14 protein-coding genes and 1 other annotated feature are annotated in these 12,543 nt (G+C 36.5%); all 14 genes read right to left on the reverse strand.

Annotated features, from left to right (window positions below; translation table 11 throughout):
- Window positions 1–31 precede the first annotated feature (31 nt).
- Entirely contained in the window at window positions 32–1,954 is a 1,923-nt protein-coding gene (locus tag MKY00_RS22085) for an ABC transporter permease (RefSeq protein WP_016718543.1), read from the reverse strand.
- On the reverse strand, window positions 1,929–2,705 hold the full coding sequence (locus tag MKY00_RS22090) for an ABC transporter ATP-binding protein (protein ID WP_000114533.1): 777 nt from the start codon (window positions 2,703–2,705) through the stop codon (window positions 1,929–1,931). Before MKY00_RS22090 ends, MKY00_RS22085 begins: the two co-directional genes overlap by 26 nt.
- A gap of 93 nt (window positions 2,706–2,798) precedes the next feature.
- Entirely contained in the window at window positions 2,799–3,881 is a 1,083-nt protein-coding gene (locus MKY00_RS22095) for a HAMP domain-containing histidine kinase (protein ID WP_016718544.1), read from the reverse strand.
- The gene (locus tag MKY00_RS22100; protein ID WP_000276717.1) at window positions 3,871–4,578 is read right to left on the reverse strand and encodes a response regulator transcription factor; all 708 of its coding nucleotides are present in this window, start codon (window positions 4,576–4,578) and stop codon (window positions 3,871–3,873) included. Before MKY00_RS22100 ends, MKY00_RS22095 begins: the two co-directional genes overlap by 11 nt.
- A gap of 242 nt (window positions 4,579–4,820) precedes the next feature.
- A complete protein-coding gene (gene obgE / locus MKY00_RS22105) occupies window positions 4,821–6,107 on the reverse strand; it encodes a GTPase ObgE (RefSeq protein WP_000497114.1) in 1,287 nt (428 codons plus the stop codon).
- The gene (locus tag MKY00_RS22110) at window positions 6,107–6,655 is read right to left on the reverse strand and encodes a sporulation initiation phosphotransferase B (protein ID WP_001037006.1); all 549 of its coding nucleotides are present in this window, start codon (window positions 6,653–6,655) and stop codon (window positions 6,107–6,109) included. The genes obgE and MKY00_RS22110 overlap by 1 nt, the downstream gene beginning before the upstream one ends.
- 63 nt (window positions 6,656–6,718) lie before the next feature.
- Window positions 6,719–7,009 carry a 50S ribosomal protein L27 gene (gene rpmA / locus MKY00_RS22115; protein WP_000944958.1) on the reverse strand — a complete coding sequence of 97 codons (291 nt, stop codon included), beginning with the start codon at window positions 7,007–7,009 and terminating at the stop codon, window positions 6,719–6,721.
- A 3-nt stretch (window positions 7,010–7,012) separates the two neighbouring features.
- Window positions 7,013–7,357, reverse strand: a complete 345-nt coding sequence (locus MKY00_RS22120) for a ribosomal-processing cysteine protease Prp (RefSeq protein WP_001993153.1) — start codon at window positions 7,355–7,357, stop codon at window positions 7,013–7,015.
- A gap of 11 nt (window positions 7,358–7,368) precedes the next feature.
- Window positions 7,369–7,677 (reverse strand): 50S ribosomal protein L21, encoded by a 309-nt coding sequence (gene rplU, locus MKY00_RS22125; protein WP_000270908.1) that lies wholly within the window; start codon window positions 7,675–7,677, stop codon window positions 7,369–7,371.
- 14 nt (window positions 7,678–7,691) lie between these two features.
- Window positions 7,692–7,769, reverse strand: a sequence feature (ribosomal protein L21 leader region).
- Between the two features lie 77 nt (window positions 7,770–7,846).
- Window positions 7,847–9,235 (reverse strand): Rne/Rng family ribonuclease, encoded by a 1,389-nt coding sequence (locus MKY00_RS22130; RefSeq protein WP_016718545.1) that lies wholly within the window; start codon window positions 9,233–9,235, stop codon window positions 7,847–7,849.
- Between the two features lie 67 nt (window positions 9,236–9,302).
- On the reverse strand, window positions 9,303–10,163 hold the full coding sequence (gene spoIVFB / locus MKY00_RS22135) for a stage IV sporulation intramembrane metalloprotease SpoIVFB (protein ID WP_000599048.1): 861 nt from the start codon (window positions 10,161–10,163) through the stop codon (window positions 9,303–9,305).
- Window positions 10,156–10,902, reverse strand: a complete 747-nt coding sequence (gene spoIVFA, locus MKY00_RS22140; RefSeq protein WP_000797468.1) for a stage IV sporulation protein SpoIVFA — start codon at window positions 10,900–10,902, stop codon at window positions 10,156–10,158. Before spoIVFA ends, spoIVFB begins: the two co-directional genes overlap by 8 nt.
- Before the next feature lie 133 nt (window positions 10,903–11,035).
- Entirely contained in the window at window positions 11,036–11,833 is a 798-nt protein-coding gene (minD, locus tag MKY00_RS22145; RefSeq protein ID WP_000503311.1) for a septum site-determining protein MinD, read from the reverse strand.
- Between the two features lie 2 nt (window positions 11,834–11,835).
- Window positions 11,836–12,522, reverse strand: coding sequence for a septum site-determining protein MinC (gene minC / locus MKY00_RS22150; protein WP_000391517.1), 687 nt, complete (start codon window positions 12,520–12,522; stop codon window positions 11,836–11,838).
- Between the last annotated feature and the right edge of the window lie 21 nt (window positions 12,523–12,543).

The following is a 12,543-nucleotide window of genomic DNA, read 5'->3' on the forward strand; positions in this document are numbered from 1 at the left end:
TTACTACATAGGCAAAAAGCTAGAGGTTTCTCTAGCTTTGCACGTGTTTTAAATATCCTCTTTGCGCGATCATAAAGTAAATCGCAGAAGCTAAAATGTATGCTCCAATTACAAGCGCACCTGATTTCCATAAATCGAGATAAAGCATTTTTCCTAACGTATGAAGAGCAAATCCACTATGAATGGCACCAATTACAATTGGGATAAAGAAGATAACGCCCATTTGTCGAATTGCAATTTTACGAATTTCTTTATCTGTCATACCGATTCTCTTTAACGATTTAAATTGAATACGATCTTGCTCTTTATCGTTAAACCATTTAAAGTATGTCATACTACAAGCGAAGAAGAAGAATAGTACTGCTACGAAGAAACCGATGAACATTGTAATTGCTCCACCTTCTCTTATATCCTTATACGCAAACACTGAATTTCTCAATTCTCCTTGCTTTTCTGGTGCAATTTCATTTTTCAAATCTAATACAAGATTTTCTGTATTTTTCCAATCCTCGATATAATAACCGTAATATTTCGTCTTTTCTTCATCTGGTACGAGCTTTGCGTATTTCTCAAAATCTTGATCATTCACAATAAGATATTCGCTATCGTTAAAAACAGAATATGACGTTGGCTCGTTTAATTGAACAGACTGCTTTTGTCCGTTAATCTTAAATTCATACGGTTTCGTACGATCTATTTTCATAAGTTCATTTGCTGCATCAACCATAACCATCGTCGCGCTACCTGGTGCATTATGAACCTCTGTAATTTGCTCTTTCTTTTGTTTACGCACTTCCGCGTTATATTCTTTTTCTGAAATAATCGCCATTGGTACTTCACGTTCACTGTTAAACAACATTATTTTCTGTGTTGCAGGTAGTTTTACATAGGTTACTTTTCGTGCATCTTCAAACCCATTTCTTTTTACAATCTCTTGTACTTTTTCTTCATTAATAAGGCTATGCGTATTTAATCCCTTTTCCTCATATGAAATAGCATGTGGCGTAAGCTCTATCGTTTTCGCACTCATATTTTCAAAATATACATAAAGCGTACCAACTGCTGAAGATACTACCGCCGTAATGATAGAAATTACAAATAAAAAACGAGCATTATCCTTCATTTTATAAATAAGATTGCTAAGTACGAACATATTTGGATATGTATAAAAAGATTGTTTTCGTTTTTGCAATGCTTTTAATACAACTGTACTTCCTTGTGTAAATAGTAAATACGTTCCGCCAATGGTCAATCCTACAATTGGTAAGAAATATATAATAAAATTCATAATGGTTACTTGGAAACAAAGAACATATGCAGCAATAATACATCCTATACCGGCTACACATAACCATGTAAATGCAAAAGGCTCTACTTTTTGCTTTCTTGCTTCTCTTAATAAATCAATAATTTGCAAGCGTCCTACTGTCCAAACGCTAAACAATGATAAGATTAAAAATAAAATAAAGTATACACCCGCTGTAATCAAAACCGCTTTACTATTCCATACGAGTGGAAGTGTTTTATCTATTTTCAATATTACGCTTAATGCTTGGAAGAATAATTTGGAACAAAGCATACCAAGTCCAATACCTACTACAATTGCAATACTACCTAACATAAGCTGTTCTAATATAATCATTCGGCCAAGCTGAGATTTTGTTCCGCCTATTAATGTTAATAGACCAAACTCTTTTTTCCTTGCTCGTAAAAACGTTGAATTTGCATATAAAATAAAGAGTGCTGAGAAGATGACTACAATATAATTCATCGATTCTAACCCTTTTGAAATCATCTCCCTCATACTAATATTACCGCCTACAACATCTGGATGATAAATGAAGGAAGCATACATGAAAAATACGACTATCGATAAACAACTGCTTATAAGAAACGCTTTATAGTTACGCCAATTTCCTTTTACATTATTAAGCGCGAGCTGGCGAAAGTTCATGATATTCCCCTCCTAGCATCGCAAGTACGTCCAGAATTTCTTGGAAAAAGGCTTGTTTCGTTCTTCCCTTATGTATTTCTGAGAAAATCTCTCCATCACGTATGAAAAGAATACGTTCGCAATAACTCGCCGCTACTGGATCATGCGTTACCATTGCAATTGTTACTTTCTTTTGTTCATGCAAATCTTGCAACGCGCTCATTAATGATTTTGCCGACTTAGAATCTAAGTTTCCAGTTGGCTCATCTGCTAAAATTAACGTCGGTTCATGAATGATCGCTCTCGCAGCTGCTGCACGTTGTTGTTGGCCACCTGATACTTCATATACCTTTTTATTTAAAATGCCCTCGATATTTAAAAACTTTGCAATCTCAAGCACTTTTGCATCGATTTCATTTACAGATTTCTTCGCCATTACAAGTGGTAAAATGATATTTTCTTTAATCGATAACGTATCAAGTAAGTTAAAATCTTGGAAAATGAATCCTAAATGTGTACGGCGAAACTCTGCTAATTTTGCAGCACGCATTTGATTAATTTCTTCCCCATTTACAAGCACATGCCCTGAAGTTTGCTTATCAATTGTTGCTAATAAATTTAAAAGCGTTGTTTTCCCGCTCCCTGAAGGACCCATAATCCCTACAAATTCGCCTTCTTCTATTTTAAAATTTATATCGTTTAAAGCAGTCGTCGCTACTGAACCTTTTGATTGGTACACCTTCGTTAATCCTTTTACTTCAAGAACACTCATTTCTAATCCCCCTATGTGTTTTCTTCTTACATTTACTATAAGAAAAATAAGAAAAAGAAACGAGTGATTTCCCTTACAAAACGTTTTGTTATCTTACAGTTTTGTCATTTTTCTCATTAATGTATGATATTCTTCATCTTTTGCAAATTGGAACGTGAATGTTGTCCCTTCCCCTTCAGCCGATTGCACATACATACCGTGATGTAAATTATCACAAATTTCCTTCGTAATATATAAACCCATTCCAGTCGCTTCTCTCGTTTTCCGGCCATTTACCCCTGTAAAGAATGGATCAAATATACGCTTTACATCTTGCTCTGGAATACCGATTCCATTGTCCTTAATATGTAATAACACCTTTTGATCTTTCTCTTCAATTTGAAATTGAATTTCCTTTTTCTCTGCTTCCGAAATTTTTGTATACTTAATTGCATTTACAACAATTTGTCCTATAGCAATACTAAGCCATTTTCTATCAGAGGCAACCATACAAGTATCTTCCTCAAACATCACTTTCGGAAATACAGACGATTGAATGAAGGACTTTCTATTTTCATTAATAATACCTCTAATAATATCTATCACATTTACTACTTCTACTTTATAATCTTTCGCAAACTGCTCTAACCTTGCCATATGTAACGCTAAATCTAAACCATTTAGTATGCGATTATTTTCTTCACGAATACTTTCAACTGTCGCTCTTGCTTCACGATGCTCTTTACCAAACTTCTGTAATAGCAACTCAATAACAGATACCGGTGTTTTCATTTGATGAATCCATTGGTTCATAAATATCATTTGCTGTTGTTCTTTTGCATGTTGTTTATGAACTTCATTCATATATTGCTGTCTTAATAGCGTAAACGATTCAACGACCATCTCTTGCTCTGCCGTATAAGAAGTATCAATAAGTAAGGAATCATGTAATGTATTTCCGCTAGTAACATATTTTTCGATCCTCCTTAAAAATACACTCCGTTTTCGGTAATCGTAAATAAGGTATACAGTAAACACAACTATCCCTAATAAAAGTCCGTATAACCATGTATTCCAATCAATAGATCGCTTTTCTAAAAGACTTTGCAACTGCAAAACGAGCCCAAATAAACAGAGGCTAATAATGTAAGAAAGAATTAAAGAAAAGCGGTCCATAAGGTAATCTTTAACCTTCATGTCCTTCTCCCCACTCTGTAAGAAGCGCATAACCGTATCCACGTTTCGTTACAATTGCATTTTTAATGCCGAGCTCCTCTAGTTTCTTCCTTACACGTTTTACATTTACGGTTAATGTATTATCATCAACAAAAGCTACCTCATCCCAGAGGGCTTCTAACAATTCTTCGCGCGTTACATATTGATTTGCTTGTTTCATTAAACACTCTAATAAGTAAAATTCATTTTTTGTCAGTTCTGTTTGTTGTCCTTGCCACTCAACAACGTGCTGAGATGGGAATAACAACAGTCCATTTACACCTAAACAATCGCTTTCTGCCGCAGAAGCATACTCACCATACCCACGACGAAGTGCACTTTTCACCTTAGCCATTACAATGTCTAAATGGAATGGCTTCGTAATGTAATCATCTCCGCCATTTTCAATTGCCATTACTTGATCCATTTCCCCCGTTCTTGCAGAAACAAAAATAATTGGTGCATTCGATACAGTGCGGATTTGACGACACCAATAGAAACCATCAAAATACGGTAAATTAATATCAAGTAACACGAGATGTGGATTTACTTTTACAAACTCATCTTTTATATGCCGTAAATCACTCGCTCTAAATGACTGATAGCCATACCTTTCTAAATGTTCCTCTAATATCCCCGCGATTTTCTCATCATCTTCTACGATTAATATTTTATACATGTTCACTTTCTCCCCATAAAAAGTTCTTATAAAACCACTTCTTTTTCTATTATAAATTGAAAATTTAATTAGTGGGGATTTTTTCCTGTATAAATCAGACTTTTACGATATAAAGTGAACCTTTAATCAGTGGGGGGTTTTTCTTCCCTCCACCTAACTTCTTTGCTTTCGCTACATTTTGAGATAGGGGTCTTACTGCCCATTAAAGTGAGATAAAAAAAGACTGCCGTATTTCGGCAGTCTTAGTCGATAAATTCAAATTCATATTCAAGAATTTTTACAATATCTCCGTCTTTTGCGCCACGTGCACGAAGCGCTTCATCAATACCCATTCCGCGCATTTGGCGAGCGAAACGACGTACAGATTCATCACGTGAGAAGTCTGTCATCTTGAATGTTTTCTCGATATCATAACCAGAGATAACAAACGTGCCATCACTTTCACGTGTAATGTCAAATTTAACACCTTCAGTCTCAAGTTTGTACATTACACTTGTATCAGACTCATCCGCTACTTCATGTATTGGGAATTCAGGTGTTGTTTCTAATAAGTTCGCTACTTCAAATAGTAAATCACGAACACCTTGTTTCGTTACAGCTGAGATTGGGAAGATTTTTACTTCGTCTCCCACTTTCTCTTTAAATGCTTGTAAGTTTTCTTCTGCATCTGGCATATCCATTTTGTTTGCAACAACAACTTGTGGACGCTCCGTTAGGCGAAGATTGTATTCTTTTAATTCATTATTAATCGTTACGTAATCTTCATATGGATCACGGCCTTCTAAACCAGACATATCAATTACATGCACGATTACACGTGTACGCTCAATATGACGCAGGAATTGATGACCAAGTCCGACGCCAGCATGTGCGCCTTCAATTAGTCCAGGAAGGTCAGCCATAACGAAGCTGCGGTTATCACCAGTTTCAACAACACCAAGATTTGGAACGATTGTTGTGAAGTGATACTCTGCAATTTTCGGACGTGCTGATGATACGACAGATAATAATGTAGATTTACCTACACTTGGGAATCCAACAAGTCCAACGTCTGCTAGTACTTTAAGTTCTAGAATGACATCACGCTCTTGACCTGGTTCCCCGTTCTCAGCGATTTCTGGCGCTGGGTTCGTTGGAGTAGCAAAACGTGAGTTACCACGACCACCACGGCCACCTCTTGCAATAACAGCTGATTGTCCATGTGTTACTAAATCCGCAAGAATTTGGCCTGTTTTTTCATCTTTTACTACCGTTCCAGGTGGAACTTTAACGATTAAATCTTCAGCTTTACGACCGTGCTGCCCTTTACTCATTCCGTGCTGACCACGATCAGCTTTGAAATGACGTTGGTAGCGGAAATCCATTAATGTACGTAAGCCTTCTTCAACAACGAAAACAACATCTGCACCTTTACCACCGTCGCCACCTGCTGGGCCACCTTTTGGAACATACTTCTCACGACGATACGCAACCATTCCGTTACCACCGTCGCCGCCTTTTACATATATCTTGACCTGATCTACAAACATTATTTCACCACACTTTTTTCAATTGGTTGTAATATAACTGAGACTTCTTCGTCTCTTACTGTATAAGAAATGGAATACCATTTATTGTTTTGGTTCGCAAGCCAATTCTGTAGTTCTTCTACACTCGTTAGCTTACCACGAAAATCAAAAAAGAAACGAGCATTCTCCGCGTCACATTCAATTGTGATACAAACATAATTTTCAACATATACGTCTAAACTATGCTGAAGCATTGAGAAAAATTGATTCGTCCATGTACATACAGTCTCATCTAAGTGAGATAAGTTATGTAAATTCCCTAATACTTCGTACTCCAATAAGCACGGCTGCTGTTTCCAATTATATGTTAAAATCCACTCTGAAAATAAAGGCATTGATAGCCCCATCAGATTGGATTCTTGTCTCGCTTCTTGGACAAAACGATCGATGAGACTATGAATTTCTTCCACTTTTCCAAGGGAAAGGTTTCCTTTCACCATCTGCATACGATTGAGCCAATCATGTCTTGAATGGCGCAATGCATCTATAATTGTCCATTTTTTATTCATTTAGATACTCCTTAATATAGAAAAACTCTAACCTGCACTCAGGTTAGAGTTTTCCGTGAGTTCTTATGCTTCTTGAGCAACAGGATATACGCTCACTTGTTTGCGGTCACGGCCAAGACGCTCGAAGCGTACTACGCCGTCAACTTTCGCGTATAAAGTGTCATCGCCACCACGACCAACGTTAACACCTGGATAAATTTTTGTACCGCGTTGACGGTAAAGAATTGAACCACCTGTAACCGTTTGACCATCTGCGCGTTTAGCACCAAGACGTTTTGACTGAGAGTCACGACCGTTCTTTGTACTACCTACACCTTTCTTAGATGCGAAAAACTGAAGATCTAATCTTAACATACGTTACACCTCCTGCACTTTTTCTATTAAACGGATATACTTTCCGTAATCAAGTTCGATCGTCTTAAGCGAAACAACCAATCCTTCTAAAAGTATCTGTGCTTTTTCTGCTGTATGAACGTCTAAATCATTAGGCAATTCATACGTTAAGAATCCACCATCACTTCCGAGTTCAATAGTTGCCTGCACATTACAAAGTTCTTCCACAGCATTTATGGAACCAAACACAACCGCTGTAGTTCCAGCACAGACAAGATCTTGTCCATGTGGCGCATAATCGGCATGTCCAGTCATTTTAAATGATTGGATACTTCCTAATTTCGTGCGACTTATCGTAATTTTAATCATGTTAACCAGAATTAAGCGTTGATAGCTTCAACAACTAGCTTAGTGTAAGGTTGACGATGACCTTGTTTCTTACGATTGTTCTTTTTCGCTTTGTATTTGAAAACGATGATTTTCTTAGCGCGACCGTGTTTTTCAACTTTCGCAGTAACTGTTGCACCTTCTACAACTGGGCTACCAACTTTCACGTTTTCGCCACCAACGAAAAGAACTTTGTCAAAAGTAACAGTTTCACCAGCTTCAACATCTAATTTTTCAATGTAGATTTCTTGACCAGCTTCAACTTTGATTTGTTTTCCACCTGTTTCGATAATTGCGTACATACTTGCACCTCCTCTTAATTACTAAGACTCGCCAAAAACGAGGTAGACATAAATGCCTTTAAGGAACCTGTCTTGTGCGGTTGTAGCATATAGCCGTTTAGGTGCTATAAACTATAACATAAAGATGTTATCATGAATCATAGACTATTGTCAATGAAAGTTCTAATAACTATTTTTTCCGTTCTATAATTTCTTTTTTACTTCCAAAACGGATAATAGCGTACTTTTCGATCATATCATCTTTGAAATAAATTTCAAATGGAATATTTTTTTGTAATTCTTTTTGCAAAAATTGTTTTTGTAATTCTTTAGGTGCAGAGATTAATACTGCCTCATCTTCTATATTGCCATATGAAATTAGCTCTCTCTCTAGCTCATACGCAATCGTTTCATACGACATGACATAGCCTGTCGCTTTGCACGGTGCACACTCTTCAAGTAATACGTCGCGTAAAGAATGTTTTTTACGTTTACGTGTCATCTCTAAAATCCCTAACTCTGTGAACCCGAGCACTCTTGTATATGTTCGATCATTTTGCATAGCAGCGATGAGACATTCTCTTATCTTTTCTTTATCTTCTCTTCTTTTCATATTAATAAAGTCAATTAATATCATACCACCAATATCACGGAGTCTTAATTGACGCGCTATCTCTTCAGCTGCTACTTCATTTGTACGAAGGACTGTATCTTGTAAATTCTGTTTTCCAGTAAACTTACCCGTATTCACATCAATTACAGTCATCGTCTCCATTTGTTCCACAATTAAATAAGCACCATTTGGGAGCCAAACAATTTTTTGAAGTGCTTTCTCAATCTCACGCTCTATGCCAAAATGGTTAAACATTGAAGACTTTTCATTATAAAAAGATATTTTTTCTTTACCGACTTTTTCTTCTAATTCTTTTACTATACTTCTTGTATCTACAACTACTTTTTCAATCGTTTCAATTGGGTTCTCTTGAAATACACGATCTAAAAAGGTTGCTGGTCGATGGACTAGTAACGGTGCCTTTCCTTGTCCCTCTTTTCTTTTTAACTCTTCATATAACTGCTGTAACCTTTGCATTTCAGCTTGTATTTCTTCAATTTCTCCTTTTTCAGAAGCTGAGCGGAAAATATAACCTCCTTTCCCTTCTACTTCAATTTGGAGTAATTGTTGCCTTCTTTTATTGTTTTTTATTTTCCGAGAAACCGCACGCATTTCATCATATGGCATATAAACGACATATTTCCCGGTAAATTCTATATTTGCTGTCAATTTTGGCCCTTTCGTATCAATTGCCTCTTTTACAACTTGTACGAGTACCGCTTTTCCTTCATGTATATGATAAGAAGATGGTACATCATCGTACGAAAGATAAGCATGTTTTTCTAAACCTATATTTACAAAAGCTGCATTCATTCCAGCAATCGTTCTTACGATACGTCCAACATAAATATGCCCAACAATCTCTTGTTCTTCATTTCGTTTCCATAAAAACTCAACAATTTTCTTCTTCTCTTCAATTGCAACGCGTTTTTCCGATCCAGCGTAGTTCATATATAACGTTTTCAAAATACTTTCCTCACTTTATAATCTTCTTTGCTTTTACAATAATAAAAGGTTAGTGCTAACGTCAACACTAACCGATTAATTCTTCAACAGATGAAGTTGTTCGTTTTTCAGTAAAATACGCATAAAGCAATTCATTTTCATCCAATGTGTAATGTTCTTTATATTTTCCGCGGACGATAATAGAATGCTTATAGCCTCTACGAAATTTTGTGAATATCTTATATAAATGATCTTCTGATTGCACCTCAATCGGTGCAATCTTTTCAATTCCTCTTTTGTTCCCATAATAACGTTCTAATAAAAAACGCATAAAGGCATACCGTCTTTGCTTCCATTCTTGATATAACGACACCGCTAAAAATATGAGTAGTACCCACATCATAATATTGTTACTATTCCAAAGTAACTGCCCTCCTAGTATGACACTAAAAAAAACACATGATAATTTCATCATCTTTTCATGTGCTTGTAAATAAGGAAAACGATATGATAGTACGTTAAACAATACTTTTCCACCATCAAGAGGCCAAATAGGTAGTAAATTAAACGCTAAAATAATTATATTATTCCACATAAAGAAATAATATAATTCCGCATGAAGCCAACCAGCTTCAAACAACATATAGCCTACCGCCATCATCCAAATATGTTGAATAGGTCCTGCAATTACAACAACTAGTTCCTCTTTCAATGATTTATTCCCATGTTCCTCAAGCTCAGCCACACCACCAAACGGCAAAAGTTGAATCTTCTTAATACGCCAATTATAGTGTGCCGCTGCAAAAGCATGCCCAAGTTCATGGATGAGAACGATACAAAATAACAGTAGTAACTCTTTAAAACGTGCCGTGAAAATACCAATGACAATAATAACCCAAAACAACGGATGTACTGAAATCTTTGTTAAAACATCTCTATATTTAATCAAATGAAATCACCTGAATCGGATCAATAAATTTTTCGTCCTTTTTTATTGCGAAATAAAACTTACCATTTTTATTATTCGCATCATTATTCACTGTTCCAATTTTTTGTTTCTTTGAAACATAATCATATAATTTCACTGACATATCATTTAAATTTGCATACCATGACTCCGTACCATCTGCATGCTGAATTTGAACTGTATTACCAAGTTCCTCTTTCTTGCCCGCAAAAACTACTAGCCCTTCATTCACTGACTCAACAGTTGCATTTGTAGCTGTTTGTACAAATACACCTTGGCCATTTTTTTGAAACCCTTGCATCACCTTTCCGGAAGCAGGAATGGCATAATCTTTTTGCTGAATCGTTTCTTCTTTTTTCTCATTAGGCGAATAGAACACGAGCGGTTTTCCAAACTGTTTTTCGTACCATTTCGCTACAGTAGCAAACTGAAACTCTTCTTTCATCACTTTTTCTGTAACAGCTTTAGCACCGTCGAAAGAAGCTGGTGCATTCTTATATAAAATAGCGACAGAAAGAACTAATATTGCTGATAACAATACTTTGAAGAAAAACACTTCTTTTCGAAATAAAGGATGAATTTCCTTTTCTCCATCTTCAATAAAGACTGTTTCACTATCAAAATTCCCTCCAGCAAAATACTGCTCTTCCTCCATCCTTTCTTGCTCTGCCTTCCTCTTCGCAATCCGTTTTTTAATTTCTTCTACACGTCTATTCTTCATACTGTCTCCTTTCTTTCGTTAAGCTAATGTACATAGAAACAGTTGTATACAGTTTGTACATATGTATGAGCTAGGTATGGAAGATATTCGTGTGAAGAAAAAAGAAAGCACTCCGCAAATATGCGAAGTGCTTTTAACGGATTCCAAAGAAGTTTTTCACCTTTGTAAATACCGATACCTTTTCTTGTTCAAATGCTTGTAATGGGACATTCTCACCCAACAAACGTCTTGCAATATTACGATAAGCTAACGCTGCTTTTCCGCTCGGTTGCAACGCTACAGGCTCACCTGTATTTGTAGCACGAATAACTTCATCATCATCTTCGACAACACCAAGAAGCTCGATTGACAATGTACGTACGATTTCATCAACATCTAACATATCCTGTTCATGAAGCATATGACTACGCACACGATTAATAACAAGTTTCGGTGGTTCAATATCCTCTTTTTCTAAAAGCCCGATAATACGATCCGCATCGCGCATTGAGGATACTTCTGGCGTCGTAACAACAATTGCTTTATCCGCACCAGCTACCGCGTTTTTAAATCCCTGCTCAATCCCCGCAGGACAATCAATTAATATGTAATCATAATCTTGACGTAATACTTGTATTAATTCATCCATTTGTTCAGGTGTTACCGCTGATTTATCACTCGTTTGTGCTGCAGGTAATAAATAAAGATCATCAAAACGTTTATCTTTAATAAGAGCCTGAGGTAAACGGCAACGCCCTTCAACGACATCAACAAGATCAAATACAATACGATTTTCCAGCCCCATTACTACGTCTAAGTTTCGAAGACCGATATCTGTGTCAATTAAGCACACTTTCTTTCCAGATAACGCTAGGGCTGTCCCAATGTTCGCAGACGTTGTAGTTTTACCTACACCGCCTTTTCCAGATGTAATTACTATTGCCTCTCCCACAGCTATACAATTCCCCTTTCTAACTTTGTTAAATTAGGTCTAAGATGAGTGAGAAGTTGCAGTCGATCGACAACAATGTGATTGTTCTCATTAATATACGCACATTCTGCCGCCTCCGCTCCGTCTTCTTTCTCTTCCGGAGCCCGCATTGCCACATCACTAATTCGAAGTTGCATCGGGTTCATAACAGATGCAGCGATTACAGCATCTGAATCCCCATAATACCCCGCATGTGCAATTCCTCTTAATGATCCTACGACAAAAATATTCCCCCCAGCGATAACCGTTCCGCCTGGATTAACATCACCAATTAACAATAAATTTCCTTTTACATGTAAAACTTGTCCAGAGCGAACAATTTTGGAAATAGGGACGATTTCTGTTTCTTCTTTCCAAGCTATTGCTTCCTCTTTCGTTATAACATCACTTTCAATCGAATCCACAACGAGATTCTTTTTATTACGAATTAACGTACGAATCTCTTCTTGTTGGACTTCTGTTAAATAACGGTTTCCTACTTTCACATGCACTTCAATTAAAGAGCGTCCATCACCATCATAGTAATGTGTAGAAAGCTTTTCATCCAATTCCTTCAATAATTCAGAGAATGAACAACAATCATCTAAATGAAGGGTTATTCCGTCTTTTGTCCCTTTTATTGTTACATTTTGTTGCTTTTTTTCTTCCACTAAAGTTCACCCCACCGATTC

Origin of the sequence: Bacillus sp. FSL R9-9834 (assembly GCF_038006905.1) — a bacterium.
GTDB classification, from domain to species: domain Bacteria; phylum Bacillota; class Bacilli; order Bacillales; family Bacillaceae_G; genus Bacillus_A; species Bacillus_A pacificus.